The sequence below is a fragment of the Pseudomonas sp. Irchel 3A5 genome (assembly GCF_900187575.1).
Lineage (GTDB): Bacteria > Pseudomonadota > Gammaproteobacteria > Pseudomonadales > Pseudomonadaceae > Aquipseudomonas > Aquipseudomonas folii.
The window spans coordinates 304,260-322,322 of the sequence record NZ_FYDU01000006.1; the positions used below are offsets into that span (position 1 = coordinate 304,260).

General features: G+C 59.4%; 20 protein-coding genes and 1 riboswitch. Of the genes, 7 read left to right on the forward strand and 13 right to left on the reverse strand.

From position 1 onward, the window contains the following. Positions 1–180: 180 nt before the first annotated feature. The 6 genes from CKW31_RS12325 to cobO are packed head-to-tail and all read right to left on the reverse strand — an operon-like array spanning position 181 to position 6,125. Positions 181–1,647 carry a cobyric acid synthase gene (locus CKW31_RS12325; protein WP_095094908.1) on the reverse strand — a complete coding sequence of 489 codons (1,467 nt, stop codon included), beginning with the start codon at positions 1,645–1,647 and terminating at the stop codon, positions 181–183. Further along, on the reverse strand, positions 1,644–2,663 hold the full coding sequence (gene cobD, locus CKW31_RS12330; RefSeq protein WP_095094911.1) for a threonine-phosphate decarboxylase CobD: 1,020 nt from the start codon (positions 2,661–2,663) through the stop codon (positions 1,644–1,646). Before cobD ends, CKW31_RS12325 begins: the two co-directional genes overlap by 4 nt. Beyond that, positions 2,656–3,564, reverse strand: a complete 909-nt coding sequence (cbiB, locus tag CKW31_RS12335) for an adenosylcobinamide-phosphate synthase CbiB (protein ID WP_095094914.1) — start codon at positions 3,562–3,564, stop codon at positions 2,656–2,658. The genes cobD and cbiB overlap by 8 nt, the downstream gene beginning before the upstream one ends. Beyond that, entirely contained in the window at positions 3,561–4,211 is a 651-nt protein-coding gene (gene bluB, locus CKW31_RS12340) for a 5,6-dimethylbenzimidazole synthase (protein WP_095094917.1), read from the reverse strand. The genes cbiB and bluB overlap by 4 nt, the downstream gene beginning before the upstream one ends. Further along, positions 4,208–5,503: a cobyrinate a,c-diamide synthase gene (locus CKW31_RS12345; protein ID WP_095094919.1), complete on the reverse strand. Its 1,296-nt coding sequence runs from the start codon at positions 5,501–5,503 to the stop codon at positions 4,208–4,210. The genes bluB and CKW31_RS12345 overlap by 4 nt, the downstream gene beginning before the upstream one ends. A gap of 10 nt (positions 5,504–5,513) precedes the next feature. Next, positions 5,514–6,125 carry a cob(I)yrinic acid a,c-diamide adenosyltransferase gene (gene cobO, locus CKW31_RS12350; protein WP_095094921.1) on the reverse strand — a complete coding sequence of 204 codons (612 nt, stop codon included), beginning with the start codon at positions 6,123–6,125 and terminating at the stop codon, positions 5,514–5,516. A 97-nt stretch (positions 6,126–6,222) separates the two neighbouring features. Next, positions 6,223–6,441: riboswitch (cobalamin riboswitch) on the reverse strand. 102 nt (positions 6,442–6,543) lie between these two features. Here cobO and CKW31_RS12355 point away from each other — a divergent pair. The 3 genes from CKW31_RS12355 to CKW31_RS12365 all read left to right on the forward strand — a co-directional run bounded on the left by CKW31_RS12355 (position 6,544) and on the right by CKW31_RS12365 (position 8,710). Beyond that, the gene (locus CKW31_RS12355) at positions 6,544–7,866 is read left to right on the forward strand and encodes a sorbosone dehydrogenase family protein (RefSeq protein WP_095094924.1); all 1,323 of its coding nucleotides are present in this window, start codon (positions 6,544–6,546) and stop codon (positions 7,864–7,866) included. 239 nt (positions 7,867–8,105) lie between these two features. Beyond that, positions 8,106–8,432: a type II toxin-antitoxin system RelE/ParE family toxin gene (locus tag CKW31_RS12360; RefSeq protein ID WP_095094927.1), complete on the forward strand. Its 327-nt coding sequence runs from the start codon at positions 8,106–8,108 to the stop codon at positions 8,430–8,432. Then, positions 8,429–8,710 carry a helix-turn-helix domain-containing protein gene (locus CKW31_RS12365; RefSeq protein WP_095094930.1) on the forward strand — a complete coding sequence of 94 codons (282 nt, stop codon included), beginning with the start codon at positions 8,429–8,431 and terminating at the stop codon, positions 8,708–8,710. Before CKW31_RS12360 ends, CKW31_RS12365 begins: the two co-directional genes overlap by 4 nt. Positions 8,711–8,727: 17 nt before the next feature. Here CKW31_RS12365 and CKW31_RS12370 read toward each other — a convergent pair whose 3' ends face one another. From CKW31_RS12370 to CKW31_RS12395, 6 genes are all read right to left on the reverse strand, one after another. Beyond that, the gene (locus tag CKW31_RS12370) at positions 8,728–9,264 is read right to left on the reverse strand and encodes a C40 family peptidase (protein ID WP_095094933.1); all 537 of its coding nucleotides are present in this window, start codon (positions 9,262–9,264) and stop codon (positions 8,728–8,730) included. Between the two features lie 93 nt (positions 9,265–9,357). Beyond that, entirely contained in the window at positions 9,358–10,059 is a 702-nt protein-coding gene (locus tag CKW31_RS12375) for a C40 family peptidase (protein ID WP_095094936.1), read from the reverse strand. Positions 10,060–10,136: 77 nt separating this feature from the next. Next, entirely contained in the window at positions 10,137–10,901 is a 765-nt protein-coding gene (locus CKW31_RS12380; protein ID WP_176469867.1) for an NAD-dependent deacylase, read from the reverse strand. Continuing rightward, a complete protein-coding gene (gene hda / locus CKW31_RS12385; protein WP_027902380.1) occupies positions 10,895–11,599 on the reverse strand; it encodes a DnaA regulatory inactivator Hda in 705 nt (234 codons plus the stop codon). The genes CKW31_RS12380 and hda overlap by 7 nt, the downstream gene beginning before the upstream one ends. Positions 11,600–11,921: 322 nt before the next feature. Beyond that, positions 11,922–12,995: an AI-2E family transporter gene (locus tag CKW31_RS12390; RefSeq protein ID WP_095094940.1), complete on the reverse strand. Its 1,074-nt coding sequence runs from the start codon at positions 12,993–12,995 to the stop codon at positions 11,922–11,924. A gap of 38 nt (positions 12,996–13,033) precedes the next feature. Continuing rightward, complete coding sequence (locus CKW31_RS12395) at positions 13,034–14,101, reverse strand: DUF2066 domain-containing protein (RefSeq protein WP_095094943.1); 1,068 nt, start codon at positions 14,099–14,101, stop codon at positions 13,034–13,036. 330 nt (positions 14,102–14,431) lie between these two features. Between CKW31_RS12395 and purM the strand changes: the two genes are divergently transcribed. The 4 genes from purM (at position 14,432) to CKW31_RS12415 (ending at position 17,425) form a co-directional block, all read left to right on the forward strand. Further along, the gene (gene purM, locus CKW31_RS12400) at positions 14,432–15,490 is read left to right on the forward strand and encodes a phosphoribosylformylglycinamidine cyclo-ligase (RefSeq protein ID WP_095094947.1); all 1,059 of its coding nucleotides are present in this window, start codon (positions 14,432–14,434) and stop codon (positions 15,488–15,490) included. Continuing rightward, complete coding sequence (gene purN, locus CKW31_RS12405) at positions 15,490–16,140, forward strand: phosphoribosylglycinamide formyltransferase (protein ID WP_095094950.1); 651 nt, start codon at positions 15,490–15,492, stop codon at positions 16,138–16,140. The genes purM and purN overlap by 1 nt, the downstream gene beginning before the upstream one ends. 8 nt (positions 16,141–16,148) lie before the next feature. Further along, positions 16,149–16,862 (forward strand): DUF3108 domain-containing protein, encoded by a 714-nt coding sequence (locus tag CKW31_RS12410; RefSeq protein WP_027899227.1) that lies wholly within the window; start codon positions 16,149–16,151, stop codon positions 16,860–16,862. A gap of 383 nt (positions 16,863–17,245) precedes the next feature. Then, on the forward strand, positions 17,246–17,425 hold the full coding sequence (locus tag CKW31_RS12415) for a hypothetical protein (protein WP_095094953.1): 180 nt from the start codon (positions 17,246–17,248) through the stop codon (positions 17,423–17,425). An 82-nt stretch (positions 17,426–17,507) separates the two neighbouring features. On the opposite strand, the gene CKW31_RS12420 is transcribed toward CKW31_RS12415, so the two are convergent. Continuing rightward, positions 17,508–18,050, reverse strand: coding sequence for a DUF2058 domain-containing protein (locus CKW31_RS12420; protein WP_027899229.1), 543 nt, complete (start codon positions 18,048–18,050; stop codon positions 17,508–17,510). Positions 18,051–18,063: the final 13 nt, after the last annotated feature.

The following is an 18,063-nucleotide window of genomic DNA, read 5'->3' on the forward strand; positions in this document are numbered from 1 at the left end:
TCTTAAGAAAAAATGCGTCCATCTCGATTGAAACGCAATACCGGTGGGAGCGGTGCTTGCCCGCGATAAGGCTGGGTGCGATCTAAAGTGAACCTCATCCAGCCTTATCGCGGGCAAGCACCGCTCCCACATAAATCGCATCCATTCAGTGATTTATATCGTGTTTGATAAAAACCACATTCAACCCACTACAGCATCCAATCCACACAACTCACGCAGCAACTTGCCATCCAGATGGTTCTCCACCAGATCCGCCAGCCGCTCGATGTCCCGCTCGCGTAATGCGTGGTAATCCACCTGCTGCACGTCCTGCAAACCGGCCCAGCGCAGTAAGGCACTGCAGGCCGCCGGGGTTTCGAACAGCCCGTGCAGGTAGGTGCCGAATATCTGCCCGTCGGCGCTTTGCGCTCCGTCGCAGCGGTCGTCGTCCAATAGCACGGCCGGGTTTTCCAGGGCTGCGCCGGTGGTCACGCCGGCATGGATTTCATAGCCGCTGACCTGCACGCCTTCCAGCAGCAGACGCCCTTTCACATTGCGCAATTGCTTCTCTTCTTCGAGCACCGTGCTCATCGCCAGCAAACCAAGACCGGCGCTGGAACCCGGCGCGCCTTCCAGGCCCAGCGGATCATGCAACTGCTCACCAAGCATCTGCAAACCGCCACAAATCCCCATTACCTTGCCGCCATAGCGCAGGTGCCGGGCGATGGCACTGTCCCAGCCATTGGCGCGCAGATAAGCCATGTCGCTGCGCACGCTCTTCGAGCCGGGCAGGATGATCAGGTCAGCCGAAGGAATGGCCTGACCCGGCCCGATAAATTGCAGATTGACCTGCGGATGCAGGCGCAGCGGATCAAAATCGGTGTGGTTACTGATGCGCGGCAGAATCGGCACCACCACGTTGAGCACTTGTTCGACCTTGTCGGTCTGGCGCTGATCGAGACCGTCTTCGGCCTCAAGATGCAGGTCCATCACGTACGGCAGCACACCGACTACCGGTTTGCCGGTCCGCGCTTCCAGCCAGTCCAGACCCGGTTGCAGCAGGGCAATATCGCCACGAAAGCGGTTGATGATGAAGCCTTTGACCCGCGCCTGCTCGCTGGGCGAGAGCAATTCCAGCGTGCCGACCAGATGAGCGAACACCCCGCCACGGTTGATATCGGCAATCAGCAGCACCGGGCAATCCACCGCTTCGGCGAAGCCCATGTTGGCGATGTCGTTGGCGCGCAGATTGATTTCGGCAGGCGAACCGGCACCTTCAACCATGATCACCGGATAGGTCTGGCCCAGCCGCTCGTGTGATTCAAGCACCGCCTTCATGGCGATCTCTTTATAGCCGTGATACGCCACCGCGTTCATGGTGGTAACCGCACGACCATGAATAATCACCTGCGCGCCGGTATCGCTGTTGGGCTTGAGCAATACCGGATTCATGTCGGTATGCGGCTGCAGCCCGCAGGCCTGGGCCTGAACCGCCTGGGCGCGACCGATTTCACCGCCGTCCGCCGTCACCGCGCTGTTGAGCGCCATGTTCTGCGGCTTGAACGGCACAACGGCCACACCCTGGCGCGTCAGCCAGCGGCACAGCGCCGTTACCAGCGTACTTTTGCCTGCATCGGACGTGGTGCCCTGCACCATCAACGTGGTCATGGCTGCTCCTGGCCTGGCAGGCTTTGATTGAACTCGACCAGCGCCTTTTCCAGACGCTGCCAGTGGGCTTCAGTGTCCGGCAGGCCGAAACGCAGACTGCCTTCGAGCGGATTATCGCTGACGAACAAACGCAACAGAATGCCGCGTCGGGCGCAGAATTCGTGCAGCGACTCCGCGAGCGGGGTGATCACCCGTTGAAACAGCGCGCAGCCGCCGTCCGGCTTTAGCCCGTGGCGAGTCAGTACCTGCACAAGACGGTCGCTGGCCTGATCGGTGCGGGCACGTTGCGCGAGGTGCCCATGGACATCTTTCAGGCACGCTTCGCCGATGATTCGCGTGGGACCGCTGACGGTCCAGGGGCCGATTTCCTGAGCCAGTGATTTGAGCAAACCCGGCTCAGCCAGGACGAACCCCAACCGCACACCGGCAAGCCCGAAGAATTTGCCAAACGAGCGCAGCACGATCAGACCGGCGAGGCCGGTGTGGGCTGCAAGGCTCAAGTCCGGCGTATTGTCCATGAAGGCTTCATCGACCACCAGCCAGCCGCCCCGCTCCGCCAGTCGCCCATGCCACTTCAACAAGCATTCCTGGGTGAGCATCAGGCCGGTCGGGTTATTCGGATTAACCACTACCAGCACGTCGAGGCTGTCGAGGAAGTAATCCACTTCATGCTCAAGCACTTCGCGCACCAGAAAACCCGCGCTGCGCCAGGCGTGAGCGTGCTCGGCATAACAAGGCGATAACACGCCGACCTTACCGGCAGAGCGTAAACGCGGCAGGGCCTGAATCGCTGCCTGGGATCCGGCGACCGGTAAGGCGCGCGCTGCGCCGTAATAAGTACAGGCGGCTTGCTCCAGTCCGTCATCGGCTTCGGGCAGGCGATGCCAGGCGGCTGCCGGGATCGCCGGAATCGGGAACGCCCAGGGCGCAATGCCGGTGGACAGATCCAGCCAGTCAGCTTCAGCAATGCCGTATTGCCTGGCTGCCCTGCGCAGGCGACCGCCATGTTCAAGCATAAAATTCGGCTCCAATGCACAACACCAACAACCATAACCACACACCGCGCTGCACCAACTGCCAGCCGCGATCAATGGAATTAGCGTCAGCGGGCACGCCTTCACCCAACTGCGGACGCTGATGCAGTTCGCCGTGATAAATCGCGGCACCGCCCAGTTCGACACCCAGCGCACCCGCGCCAGCGGCCATCACCGGCCCGGCATTTGGGCTGTCCCAAGTCGGGCCTTGAGTGCGCCAGCAGCGCAGGGCCAGACGGGTTTTGCCCAGCAACGCGTAAGTCAGCGCCACCAGCCTTGCAGGAATGTAGTTGAGCACGTCGTCAATCCTTGCCGCCGCCCAGCCAAAACGCTCGAAACGCTCGTTGCGATAACCCCACATGGCGTCCAGCGTATTGCTCAACCGGTACAACACCACGCCCGGCGCACCGGCAACGGCAAACCAGAACAGCGCAGCAAACACCGCATCGCTGCCGTTCTCCAGCACTGATTCAGTGGCGGCACGGGCGACTTCGGTGGCGTCCAGTTCCGAGGTCTGGCGACTGACCAGATAGCCGACGCGACGCCGCGCCTCCTCAATGTCATCCGAGCGCAGCGCCTGTGCCACGGGCTCAACGTGCTCGCCCAGACTGCGTAAACCCAGCGCGCAATACAGCGCGAGGATTTCCACCAGCCAGCCAATGTAAGGTAGCCAGCTCAACGCCGTGGCCAGCAGTGTCAACGGGATGACCGCAATGAACCAGGCCGTAACGCCATGACTGCGCCAGCCGCGACCGGCCGAATTGAAACGCCGCTCGATACGGTCAGCGTAACGACCGAAAGCCACCAATGGATGAGCGCGCTTCGGCTCGCCCAGCAACGCATCCAGCGCCACCCCGGCAACACTTAACAGCGCCACACTCATTGACCGACTCCCCATTGGTTTTCAAACAGCATTTCGTTCAACGGGCGCTCTTTACCCCAGCCTTCCATGACCAGCATCGGCACCGGATAGAACTCGGTCACCGGCCCCAGACACAGAATCGCCAAGGGTTTCGCGCCCTCGGGCATTCCTAGCAAGTCAGCCAGAGCCTGTGGTTCAAACAGAGAAACCCAGCCCATACCCAAACCTTCGGCACGCGCTGCCAGCCACATGTTCTGGATAGCACAGGACAATGACGCCAAATCCATCTCCGGCAACGTGCGACGGCCGAAGATGTGTTTTTCGCGATCATCCATCAGCGCGGCAACCAGCACTTCCGCGCAATCGCTGATGCCTTCGACTTTAAGCTTCATGAAGTCATCGGCGCGCTCGCCCAGCGCTTCGGCAGTCCGAATCCGCTCGGCTTCGACCTGCGCCTGAATACGCGTGCGCAACGTGCGGTCGGTGATGCGGATAAACCGCCATGGCTGCATCAGGCCCACACTGGGTGCCTGATGCGCGGCTTCAAGCAGACGCGTCAGCAACTCGGGCGCTACGCTGCCACCGCTGAAATGCCGCATGTCCCGTCGCTCGGCAATGGCGCGATAGACCGCAGCACGTTCTTCGGCGCTGTACGCGTGATCACTCATGGTTTGAAAAGCGCCGCAATCGCCTGGGGATTGGAAGGGAAATAGAAATGCACATAGGACGCCGTCATGCGCCCGTCGCGATAGACCGCCTCCGCGCCGCGCCCACCGTTAGGGCTCAAGCCCCGGGCGATTGGCTGCAACTCGGTGCTGGTCAATGAATGGTGATAAGTGTGGCCGCGCAGCTCGCCTTCGGGCAATGCGACGTTTTGTAGCGCCAGGGCTGCCAGACGTTTCTGCATCACGGCCTCGCCCTTCAGCAAGCCAACCAGTTCAACCCGCAGCCCGTCGACATCGGTCAAGGCATCCAGCAGATACAGCATGCCGCCGCACTCGGCCAGCAACGGTTTGCCAGCCTGGTGGTGTTCGCGGATCGCGGTCAGCATGGGCGTGTTCTGGCTCAAGGCGACGTGGTGCAGTTCGGGATAACCGCCGGGCAGATACAGGCTGTCCGCCTCGGGCAGAACGCTGTCGCGGATCGGCGAGAAGAACACCAGCTCCGCGCCCATTGCCCGGAACAAATCCAGGCTCGCGCCATAGGTAAAGGCGAAGGCCTCATCATGAGCGATGGCGATGCGTACACCTTCCAGCAGTGGTTCGGCGGGAATAATGTCCGGGGCGGCGAAGGTCACGGCGGGCGGCAAGGCCACTTCACAGGTGCTGGCCAAGGCATCTGCCGCAGCGTCCAGGCGCAGGTCCAGGTCATTCAGCTCGCTGGCCTGTACCAATCCGAGATGACGGCTTGGCAGTTCGATTCCGGTTTCCCGGGACAATGCGCCGTACCAGCGCAGACCTTCGGTAAGGCTGCCTTCAAGTAACTGCGCGTGCCGCACGGTGCCGACGCGGTTGGCCAGTACACCGGCGAACGGCAGGTCCGGCTGATAACGCGCCAGCCCCAAGGCCAACGCGCCAAAAGTCTGGGCCATGGCCGTACCGTCGATCACACCCAATACAGGGACACCAAAATGACGGGCCAGGTCAGCACTGGACGGCGTACCGTCAAACAGGCCCATCACGCCTTCAATCAGAATCAGATCAGCCTCGCCCGCGGCCTGCCACAACAGGCGACGGCTTTCATCAGCGCCCACCATCCACAGGTCGAGCTGATAGACCGGCGCACCGCTGGCCCGCTCAAGAATCATGGGGTCGAGAAAGTCCGGCCCACATTTGAACACGCGAACCTTGCGGCCCTGATTGCGATGCAGGCGAGCCAATGCGGCGGTGACAGTGGTTTTGCCCTGACCCGACGCGGGCGCGGCGATCAATACCGCCGGACAGTGACGCGGCTCGCTCATGACAGTGCGCTCACAGCTCAATGCCTTTCTGGGCACGAATACCTGCCTGGAAGGCGTGCTTGACCACGGTGATCTCGGAAACCGTGTCAGCCATGTCGATCATTTCCGGCTTGGCACCGCGACCGGTGACGATCACGTGCTGCATCGGCGGACGCGCCTGCAAGTCGCTGAGGACTCGCTCGATATCCAGATAACCGTGCTTGAGGGCGATGTTCAGTTCGTCCAGCACCACCAGGCCAATGGACGGATCGCGGAGCATTTCCAGAGACACTTCCCAGGCGGCTTCGGCTGCAGCGATATCGCGCTTTCGGTCCTGGGTTTCCCAGGTGTAGCCCTCGCCCATCACGTAGTAACGAACCTGTTCCGGGAAACGCCGAAAGAAGAACTCTTCACCGGTGCTGTGACTGCCTTTGATGAACTGCACAACGCCGCACTGGATGTCGTGGCCCATGGCCCGGGCGAGCATGCCGAACGCGGAGCTGCTTTTGCCTTTGCCATTGCCGGTCAAGACCAGCAGCAAACCGCATTCGTTAGGGGCGCTGGCAATGCGCTCGTCCATGACGGCTTTCTTGCGCAGCATGCGCGCCAGATGGCGTTCGTCACGTTCAGGGGATTCGTTCATCTCAGCTCTCCGCTTGAGGGCACGCGAAAGCAGACGGAGGGCGCAACAAAGACTGACAGCACGACCACAGGTCATGCGCAGAGCATCGCCCGCCGTGATGCTGTTGAATGGATCAGGCCGGTCTCCGGGCTCATGAGCGGGCGAACCCGGCTGCGCGCCTTCCCATGCCTGAGCACAGTGGCAGATTGCGCAGTTTTCACTCATTTACCGTTGCGGGGGCAGCGCCGGAATGGCTCGAAAAAAAGCGAACGCACCGGCTTCCCTGTTTCACTCAATCAGTCCGCAGACGTTGAGCACCTGAAACAAGCGCGCAGGTTAGAGCGTTGACCCGGGAGCGTCAATCAACACAGGGGTTGAACCTCAACAGAGTGAGGGCCTCTACCCCTTAATGCACCACTGCCCGTAACGGAGATCCACCATGTTCACGCTCAAACCGCATTACGCCGTCTTGCTCGTGCTTGCCGCTGGCCTCGCGGGCTGTGGCGAGTCCTCGACCTTGCAAGTCACCGACGGCACAGGCCCGTCTCCGAAGCTGCCGGAGCCCAACAAGACCCTGATCCCGACCGTCAACATTGCACCGGCCGTCGGCTGGCCGCAGGGTGGCAAACCTGTTGCGGCCCCGGGCACCCAGGTCGCCGCCTTTGCTGAAAACCTCGATCACCCACGCTGGTTGTACGTGCTGCCCAACGGCGATGTATTGGTCGCCGAAACCAATTCGCCGCCCAAGCCCGATGACGATCAAGGCGTCCGTGGCTGGGTCATGAAAAAAGTCATGGGACGCGCCGGAGCCGGCGTGCCCAGCGCTAATCGAATCACCCTGCTGCGAGACAAGGATCACGACGGCGTCGCAGAAACCCGTACCGTGTTTCTGGAGAACCTCAACTCACCGTTTGGCATGACGATGGTCGGCAACACGCTATACGTCGCCGACACCGACCGCCTGATCAGCTTCCCCTATAAAGACGGCCAGACGGCGATCACCGCGCAACCGACCAAGATCGTCGACTTGCCGGGCGGCACGCTGAATCACCACTGGACCAAAAACGTCATCGCCAGCAAAGACGGCAGCAAGCTCTACGTGACGGTTGGCTCGAACAGCAACGTGGCGGAAAACGGCATGGCAGCTGAAGAAGGTCGGGCGGCAATCTGGGAAGTGGACCCGGCGAGCAAAACCCATCGCATCTTCGCTTCGGGCCTGCGCAACCCGAACGGCATGGACTGGGAACCGACCACCGGCAAGCTGTGGACCGCGGTCAACGAGCGCGACGAAATCGGCAGCGACCTGGTGCCTGATTACGTGACCTCGGTTCAGGACGGAGCCTTTTATGGCTGGCCGTACAGTTATTACGGGCAGCATGTGGATGAGCGCGTGAAGCCACAAAATCCGGACCTGGTCGCCAAGGCGATTGCGCCTGACTTCGCGGTGGGTCCCCACACGGCTTCGTTAGGCCTGGTCTTCGCCGACGGCAAAACCTTACCTGCACCGTTCAATGAAGGGATGTTCATCGGCCAGCACGGCTCGTGGAACCGCAAGCCACACAGCGGATACAAGGTGCTGTTCGTGCCGTTCAAAGACGGCAAACCAGCCGGTACACCAATCGACCTGCTGAGCGGTTTCCTCAACGCCGACGAAAAAGCGCAAGGCCGCCCGGTTGGCGTGGTGAATGACCATCAGGGTGGGTTGTTGGTGGCCGATGACGTGGGCAACAAAATCTGGCGGGTGACGGGGGCGAAGCCTTAGCGGCCTGCCTCCGGACTTGAGGCGACCCAATCGCGGGCAAGCACCGCTCCCACATTAGATTTCATTTCCCCTGTGGGAGCGGTGCTTGCCCGCGACAAGGTCAGCCTAATGCTCTGACGTATACGCACTACCCCCCTACAAAACTCGCTGATTTTTCCTGACACCGATTCCGAAAGAGCTGCTAAAGTTTGTTATTGAAATCGATAACAATTGCTTCACATCCTTATCGGAAGTGAAGCATGAAGCCACTGATATTCTTGGGGGACTCTTTGGAGCAACTGCGGGAGTTTCCAATTCCAGCCCAGTCAATAGCGGGCTTCCAGCTAGACAGGGTGCAAAGAGGTATCGCGCCAGAGGATTGGAAACCTATGGCCAGTATTGGCGCGGGGGTACGGGAGATTCGAGTTCGAGAAATCTCAGGTGCATTCAGAGTGGTCTATCTGGCAACGCTGCCAAATGCCGTCTATGTGCTGCACGCTTTCCGTAAAACCACACAGAAGACAGCCAACAGGGATATTGCGCTTGCGACGCATAGACTAGGTTATTTGATGAGGAACAGAGCATGACCGAAGAACAAACCTTTGCCAGTGTCTGGGACGCTTTGGCGGATACGGCCCAAGAGGCTGCGCATCTGAAAGCTCGCTCGCAGCTCATGATTGAACTGAACGAACAGATCAGGCAATGGCCGGGTAACGACACGGTTAAGGCCAGTAGACTCGGTATTACCAAACCGCGCTTCTCTAATCTGAAAGCTGGCAGAGTCGATCTGTTTAGCCTTGATGCTTTGGTTGATCTGGCTGCGGCGGCAGGATTGACGGTTTCAATACACTTCGTAGCGGCTTGATTACCGCTTCCGTAGCGCTACTGATTGCGTGCCAGATTCGAAGGCTGAATCACTCGCTTGGCGTCCAGATAAGCCTTCTGCCAATAAGGCTTGTCCAAGCTATCGAGTTTCACGGTGCCGCCAGTAGCAGGTGCATGCACGAAGCGGCCTTCGCCCACGTAAATACCAGCATGACTGACTTGCGAACCACCGCCCGTGGCAAAGAACACCAGATCGCCAGACTGTAACTGCTGGCGGCCCACACTTGGCGCACGCATCACAATCATGTCGCGGGTCGACCGTGGCAAGGCGATACCCGCCGCATCACGATAAACAAAACCTATCAAACCACTGCAGTCAAAACCCGAGTCAGGGGTGTTGCCGCCCCATCGATAGGGCGTGCCCACGAGCCCAAGCGCGCGGAACAGCACATCTTCGGCAGCTGGATTGGTGTTCTCGGCGGGAGCAACGATTACCGGGCGTTGAACGACCCGTGGCTGAGGCGGCGGCGCACTGGCGCAAGCACCCAGTAACGCTGCAAGAGAAATGACCACAATACGTAGCGTAATCGACATAAACACAACAACCCGAGGTGGATGCGGCTTACTTTGCCGGGAGCCCGAAAAGCACAAGACAGGCTTATAGCCTGTCTTTGTACGGGACGCTAATTATTTGTGACTACGCTTTTTGACCGCAGGCGTCTTGAGCGTCGTCGCCGTCATCGCGGTGGTCTGAGCTGGCGCGGTTGGCGACTCCATCGCCAGGGCACGCTTGGCTTCGATAAAAGTCTTGCTCCAGTACACATCGTCCAGGCTGTCTACACGGACACCGCCACTGCGACGACTGCTGGAGTGGATGAACTGATTGTCGCCCAGGTAGATAGCGGCGTGGCTGACGCGACCGCGACCAGCAGTGCTGAAGAACAGCAGATCGCCTGGTTCGAGGTCATTGCGCTTAACCAGCGGTGCATCGATGTTGATCATTTCCCGCGAAGAACGCGGCAGGCTCATGCCCGCCTCTTCACGGAACAGATAACCAATGAAGCCGCTGCAATCAAAACCGGACTTGGTGGACGTACCGCCGAAACGGTAACGGGTACCGATCAGGGATTTGCCACGTTCAAGAATGCTGTCAGCCAGTACCGGCAACTGATAAGGCTTGTTGTCGGAGAAACGCGCCAGTTCAGCTTCTGTCGCCAGCTCTTCCTGCAAAACCGAGCGATCTGAACGCACGTTTGCATTGGGAGCGCTGACCGATCTGGCGGTTTGCTGCTGTACTTGCTGTTGTTGCGAGACCGGTGAATTGGCGGCGCAACCTATGAGCAGGGTGACAAGTGCGAGAGGCACGAGGGGTGCGAAGCGAGCTAGCATGGGCACGACCGTGGCTGTTAAAGATTAAGAAGCCGCGACTATGCCCACTCTCAAACTGATTTGCAAATTCAATCGAACTAAATGTGACTTACCAGATCGTCCATGACATGTACCGCTCGGCAGGCAAAAAACACGTCCATTTGGGCGCTATGATCGGTAGGCGTCAAATTTACTAGCGCCGTAAAACCGCCGCAAACCCTTGTTCTTACTACGGGTTCGTGGATGTAGGGGAAGCTTGCGGTGGTCCCGATACTCAACACTGCATCGAAGCCTTTAGCCATCTCATCATAGAGCGTTTGCATCGCTTGCTCGGGCAACATCTCTTGAAACAAAACGACGGATGGTCGCATTACGCCACCACAAAACGAGCAAAGTGGTGGAAGAGGTCGCTCCAGTTGCTTACTCAGCTCAGGATCTTTTGCACCGCATGACTGGCAAAAAAGCGGAGCCATCTGCCCATGGATTTCAATCAGTCGTTCAGGCGGACTACCCGCCGCCAGATGATAGCCATCGACATTTTGCGTGAGCACCCAGCATTCCGGCTTTTTGCGTTGCAGCTCGGCAATGGCGTAATGCGCGGCATTGGGCTGGCCGCCCAGGCACGCCCTTCCCAGTTGCGCGATGTACTTCCAGCACAGCGCAGGATCGCGGCGCAGCATGGGGCCTGATAAAGCCATTTCGATAGGAATACCGTCGTCGGTTTCGCCGTTATACAAGCCACCGACGCCACGATAGGTCGGTAACCCCGAATCCGCAGACAAACCTGCACCGGTAATAACCAGAATTCGCCGGGCATGACGCAACGCCGAGGCGGTTTGTAGCAGCAACGCGGGGTCTACCACCCAAGCGTCTCTTTAAGGAAGGGAATGGTCAGCTTGCGCTGGGCCTGCAACGAGGCCTGATCCAGGGTTTCCAGCAGATCGAACAGCGCGCTCATGCTGCGCGTACCGCGGGTCAGGATGAAATGCCCAACCTCGTCGGTCAGGTGCAAACCCCGTCGCGATGCGCGCAGTTGCAGCGCACGCAGCTTGTCCTCATCAGACAAACCACGCATCTGGAACACCAGCGCCATGGTCAGGCGTGATTTGAGGTCGGGAAGTTTGACCGGCAATTCGCGGGGAGACTGCGACGCGGCAATCAGCAGACGCCGACCGCTGTCGCGCAATCGATTGAACAGGTGAAAGAGTGCTTCTTCCCACTCAGGCTTGCCGACGATGGCTTGCAGGTCGTCGAGGCAGACCAGCTCGTACTGCTCCAGGTTGTCGAACAGCTCGACGCCTTCATCGATCACTTCAGCCAGTGGCAGGTAAACCGCCGGCTCGCCCATCTGCTCGAAACGCAGGCACGCGGCCTGCAACAGATGGGTACGCCCCACGCCGTCCTTGCCCCACAGATAAATAAGGCTTTCGGTCCAGCCCGCCTCGGCTTCGCACAGCCGCTCGACGTAGCCGAGTGCCGCAGCATTGGCGCCGGGATAGTAATTGATGAAGGTGGCGTCATCACGCAGACGCACACCCAGGGGCAGCTGAATAGGTTTCATGCTGGCTGAACGGTTCAAGTGAACCGCTAGGGGCCTCTGTGTAAAGTGCGCAAAGTTTATACCCGTGACGCTGGGGGCACAATGCGCCAGACCATAAGCAAAATCAAAGGTTTGCGTGAGCTGCGGGCATTTTCGGGTAAATGCTCAGAGATGATTGAGGGCTGGCACTCGTCTCACATGAGGTTGCAATCTCATTGTGGGAGCGGTGCTTGCCCGCGATACAGACGCTACGGTGTTCAGCAATACACCGAGTTATCGTTTATCGCGGGCAAGCACCGCTCCCACAGTTAGATCGCGACCACTTGCAAGAGCCAGTCGTTTTCTACAACTCCGGATCTTCCGCCCCGCCGTAAACATCCGACTCTTTATAGACGTCATGCGCATGGCGGACCAGAACCATGATCACCGCTGCCACCGGCAGCGCCAGCAGGATGCCGGTGAAGCCGAACAGCTCACCGCCCGCCAGAATCGCGAAGATCACCGCCACCGGATGCAGGCCGATCCGATCACCGACCAGCAGTGGCGTGAGCACCATGCCTTCAAGCGCCTGACCGACCATGAACACTGCCGCGATGCCCAGCAGCGGGTACAGATCGCCGCCAAACTGGAACAACCCGGCCACCAGCGCTGCGCCGATACCGATCACGAAGCCCATGTAAGGCACGATGGCGGCCAGACCGGCGATCACCCCGATCAACAGACCCAACTCAAGCCCGACCAGCATCAAGCCCGCGGCGTAGATTACGCCCAGACCAACCATCACCAGCAACTGGCCGCGAATGAACGCCCCCAGCACTTCATGACATTCGCCCGCCAGCTTGACGATCTGCTCTTCGCGATGGCGCGGCAACAGGCCACGAATCTTGGCCATCATCACGTCCCAGTCCCGCAGCAGGTAAAAACACACCACGGGTATCAGCACCAGATTGGTGACCCAACCGATCAGCGCAAGGCTGGAGGCCGTCGCCCTGGACAATACAGCGCTGACGATATCGCCGGTCTGGCCCATGTGCTCGGAAATCGCCGCCTTGACCTTGTCGAACTTCCAGAAGCCGTCGGCCAGACCGAACTTGGTCTGCACCCATGGCAAAGCGGTGTGCTGCAACCAGTCCAGTATTTGTGGCGCCAGCTCATACAGACGGAACAACTGCTTGGCGAGCATCGGTACCAGCACCAGCAACAAGCCCATCAGGATCAGCGTAAAGAGACCAAACACGGCCACCACGCTCAACGTCCGCGACAGCCCCATCTTCTCCAGCTTGTCGGTCAACGGGTCGCCCATGTAAGCCAACAACAGCGCCACCAGAAAAGGGGTCAGGATCCCGTGCAGCAAGAATACAAACAGGAACAGCAGAACAACCCCGCCAATCCAGAACCAGCGCCGTGTGTCAGTCATCAAAGTCCCTCGACTACTAATAGAGATGTCATGCGTGTTTACCAGCGGAAGTAAATCTGTGGTGTCGCCGTTGGCATAATTGTCGACCCCGGCGCCTGAACAGCTGCTGTAGCGTCAACCGGTGCCTCTGCCTGTGCTGCCTGTGCTGCCTCGGCCGCCGGAACCTCCTGCAGTTTGGCCAGCGACAGTTGCGAGCGCAGTTGTTCGGCACTGCCATTCACTTCATAAACGATGCGATCGCCTTCAACCCGTTTCAGACGCGCGCCGAACGGTTCGAGTAACGCCATCAGTTGCGCATAGCGTTCCAGATTCATGCCTTGCACCTGCATCAGCAATCCGCTGGAAGCGCCTGGCTTGGTCACGAAGCGCGGCGCCAGTCGTTCGCTGACGGCCAGCAACACAGCGTCAGCCAGGGCCTCGGAGCTGGCAGCCGTCGCGGTGCCCTGCTCGCGCTTGTCGCCCATCCATAACCGCCATTTGCCCTGCCATTGTCCGGCCTCTTCCTTGGCGTGTACGGCCAACAAGGCATCCGCGCCGTAACGCTCTGAAGCCTGCTTCAACGCAGTGGGATCAGTGCCTTCAATATTTTTCGCGGTGCCTACGCCCTGCTCTTCGAGATCCGCCAGGGGCAGACGCAATGGCAACGCACGGTGCTGGGCCGCACGCCGCAAGGGTTCGGCAGACGCCTGACCGTCGCCGACCAGATTGGAACCTTCGGTTGCGTCATTCAGCCACCAACCAAGGATAGTCGGCCGATTGCTGCCCCACAGCGAATAACCGGCCTGACGCAACGCACGATCAGTGCTGGCCGGGTCGAAATCCACCAGCAAGGTTTCCGGAGGTCCGGCGTCGTAGCCGTATTGACTGATGACCTGCTGCGGATCCTTGCGCAACTCGGTCAGCGACGAACTCTGCGGAGCACGAGCATCGCCGGTCAGGCGCAGGACCATGGTTTCCAGCGCAGCCTGGGTCGCACGTGCGCGTTCGTCAGGCGTCTGGCCACTCACGGTTTCACGGACCTGGTAAAGATTGTTAACGGTTTCAGCGAAGGTCGGCAGACTGAGCAGTGACAGGCAGCCGGCAAAAAATAGATTCGAAAGACGCATGGACAGTTCCCGAACGGAAAAGCGGCAATTAAAGAACCGCATCGAAATGACTGGCGTGAGTGAGACCGCAACATGCAGCTGAACATTCACAATACAGATAAAGGCTACACCTTATAGGGGCGACATCGAATCAACCAGTACACAGACACATCGGTTTTTTTACTTTCAATGCGCCAGCCCGTCGGCCTAAGGATGGCCGGTAAGGCCCAAGCCTGATAAAATCGCGCGCCTTCGCAGACTGGCGACGGTGGCGGCCCGAAAACTGGACACAGCTTTCAGCGGCCCCGCTGTTTCGGTCGATCCCCCGAATCCCCCCTAAAGGCCTGGATTATGAGCAAGCAACCCTCCCTGAGCTACAAAGACGCCGGTGTAGACATCGACGCCGGTGAAGCATTGGTCGAACGCATCAAGAGCGTCGCCAAGCGCACCAAGCGGCCGGAAGTCATGGGCGGCCTGGGTGGCTTCGGCGCCCTCTGCGAAATCCCGGCTGGCTACAAGCAGCCTGTGCTGGTTTCCGGCACCGACGGCGTTGGCACCAAACTGCGTCTGGCGCTGAACCTGAACAAGCACGACACCATCGGCATCGATCTGGTCGCCATGTGCGTCAACGACCTGGTGGTTTGCGGCGCAGAGCCGCTGTTCTTCCTGGACTACTACGCCACCGGCAAACTCAACGTCGACACCGCTGCTGACGTGGTCACCGGCATCGGCGCTGGCTGTGAACTGGCGGGTTGCTCGCTGGTGGGCGGCGAAACCGCTGAAATGCCGGGCATGTACGAAGGCGAAGACTACGACCTGGCCGGCTTCTGCGTCGGCGTCGTGGAAAAGGCAGAGATCATCGACGGTTCGAAAGTCGCTGCCGGTGATGCTCTGCTCGCCCTGCCGTCTTCCGGTCCGCACTCCAACGGTTACTCGCTGATCCGCAAGATCATCGAAGTCGCCGGTGCCGATATCGAAACCATCCAGCTGGACGGCAAGCCGCTGACCGAACTGCTGATGGCGCCAACCCGCATCTATGTCAAACCTCTGCTCAAGCTGATCAAGGACACTGGCGCTGTCAAAGCCATGGCCCACATCACTGGCGGCGGTCTGCTGGACAACATCCCCCGCGTTCTGCCCGCTGGTGCCCAGGCGGTCGTCGACGTGGCGAGCTGGCAGCGTCCAGCCGTATTCGACTGGCTGCAGCAACAAGGCAACGTCGCTGAAAACGAAATGCACCGCGTGCTGAACTGCGGCGTTGGCATGGTTATCTGCGTTGCTCAAGAGCACGTTGAAACCGCGCTGAACGTACTGCGCGAAGCCGGCGAGCAGCCTTGGGTGATCGGCCAGATCGCCACGGCTGCCGAAGGCGCTGCGCAAGTCGAGCTGAAAAACCTCAAGGCGCACTGATGCCTGCAACCTGCGATGTAGTGGTGCTGCTGTCCGGCACCGGCGGCAACCTGCAAGCCATGATCGACAGTTTCAAGGGCGGTGATCACCCCGCCCGCATCCGCGCGGTGATTTCCAACCGCGCCGATGCCTTCGGTTTGCAGCGCGCCAGAGACGCAGGTATCGATACCTGCGTTCTCGATCACAAGGATTACGACGGTCGCGAGGCATTCGATGCCGCGCTGATCGAAGTGATCGACACCTATCAGCCGAAGCTGGTTGTCCTCGCCGGCTTCATGCGCATCCTGACTGCGGGCTTCGTCCGGCACTATCAAGGACGCCTGCTGAACATCCACCCTTCCCTGCTTCCTCTCTATAAAGGCTTGCACACCCACCAACGGGTGCTGGATGCTGGCGACGCCGAGCATGGCTGTACCGTGCACTTCGTCACCGAGGAACTCGACGGTGGACCACTGGTCGTACAATCAGTGATTTCGGTGGAGCCCGACGATACGCCGGGCACCCTTGCCCAGCGTGTTCATGTTCAGGAACACCACATCTACCCACTGGCTATTCGCTGGTTTGCCGAGGGCCGCTTGAGCCTTGGCGCAGAAGGCGCATTATTGGACGGGCAGTTGATCGCCGCCAATGGCCACTTGATTCGAACCTAGGAGATATTATGCGTCGCGCTTTGCTGTTCGCTTTCGCTCTGCTCGCATTGCCTGCCACCCAGGCCGCAGACCTGCAACCCTTCTCCGCCAGCTACACCGCCGACTGGAAACAGCTGCCCATGAGCGGCACGGCTGAACGTAGCCTGACCTCCGGCCCGAACGGTGTCTGGACCCTGAATTTCAAAGCTTCCATGATGATCGCCAGCCTGAGTGAAGTCAGCACGCTGAAGGTCGACAAGGACACCATGCTGCCGCAGACCTACAACTTCGAGCGTGGCGGTCTGGGCAAATCCAAGAAAGTTGACCTGGCGTTTGACTGGTCCACCAAGTTCATCACCGGCACGGATCGCGGCGACGCCGTCAAGCTGCCGCTGAACCGTGGTGTTCTGGACAAATCCACTTACCAGTTGGCCCTGCAGCACGATGTGGCCGCTGGCAAGAAGACCATGACCTATCAAGTCGTCGACGGTGACGAAATTGATACCTACGACTTCCGCGTGCTGGGCTCCGAGAAGGTCGCCACCAAGGCTGGCCAGATCGACGCCATCAAGGTCGAGCGCGTGCGCGACCCGACGCAAAGCAAGCGTATTACCGTGCTCTGGTTCGCCAAGGACTGGGACTACCTGCTGGTTCGCCTGCAACAGGTGGAAACCGACGGCAAGGAATACAACATCATGCTGCTGGACGGCACGGTGAATGGCAAAGCGGTTAAAGGCAGCTGATAGCCGCCCGACTGCAATCAAAAAGCCCCGCCATTGAGCGGGGCTTTTTTTGTGCGGTCCGCGACATCACCACTTACGGTAGGAGCCAACTTGTTGGCGAGGCGGTTAGACACGCGACGTTCATCTATTGTCTGTACCTGCCCCTCGCGAACAAGTTCGCTCCTACCGGGATTACGCGTCGGTCTGAACCTGTGCGCGCCCACATGAAATAATCTTCATTTACCTGACAGACCCGCTGTAGCCCTCATAAATCAAGGCCTCCAGCATCCCGCCCGCTGCCGCAACCGAACATGAAAAAAACCAACTATTTACGTAGTCAGCTAACAAATTCTATAACTGAGGCCTGCGACAGATCGCCGCAGTCCAAGTCAGGAGTTTGAATCATGACCGTAACCGTAACTGAACGCGATGACGCCCATATCTCCCACGAAAGCATTGCCGATGGCATTCAAATCTGGGACGTTTACCAGCAGGATCAGCTGGTTGGCATGTTTCATATAGAGTCCGATGCGCAGCGCTACAAGATGGAACTCGAAGCACAGGAAAATCAACGCAGCCAGTAATCCGCCTTCATGCCGGATGACAGGCAGAATCGCTCAAAAAACAAAACCCGCACTTGGCGGGTTTTGTTTGGGTGAAACTTGATTACCACATCAGATCGTCAGGGATCTTGTAAGCCGCGTACGGATCGTCACCGTCGGCTTTCTCCTCAGTCGGCTCGCTGAGCATCACGATGCGACGCGGGTCGCGCTCCTGAATCTTCAGTGCCGCCTCACGGGGAATCACTTCATAACCCCCACCATGACTGACGATCGCCAGCGAGCCATTGCTCAGCTTGCTGCGCATCAGGTTGTTGACCGACAGGCGCTTGACCTTCTTGTCATCGACGAAGTTGTAGTAGTCCTCGGTGGTCAGCTTCGGCAGGCGCGACGATTCGATCAATTGCTTGACCTGAGCGGCGCGGGCCTTCTGCTCGACCTTCTCCTGCTGCTGGCGATTGAGCTCCTGATCGCGCTTGACCTTCTCGGCCGCGGCTTCCTGAGCGGCACGCTTTTGCGAGTCGTCGATTTCGATCTGGCCTTTGTGGGCCAGGCGCTGTTCTTTCTGCTTGTCTTTGCTGACCTGTTTGGCCTGCTTCTGGTTGACCAGGCCTGCCTTGAGTAACTGATCGCGAAGGGAAATGCTCATTCTCTACTCACTT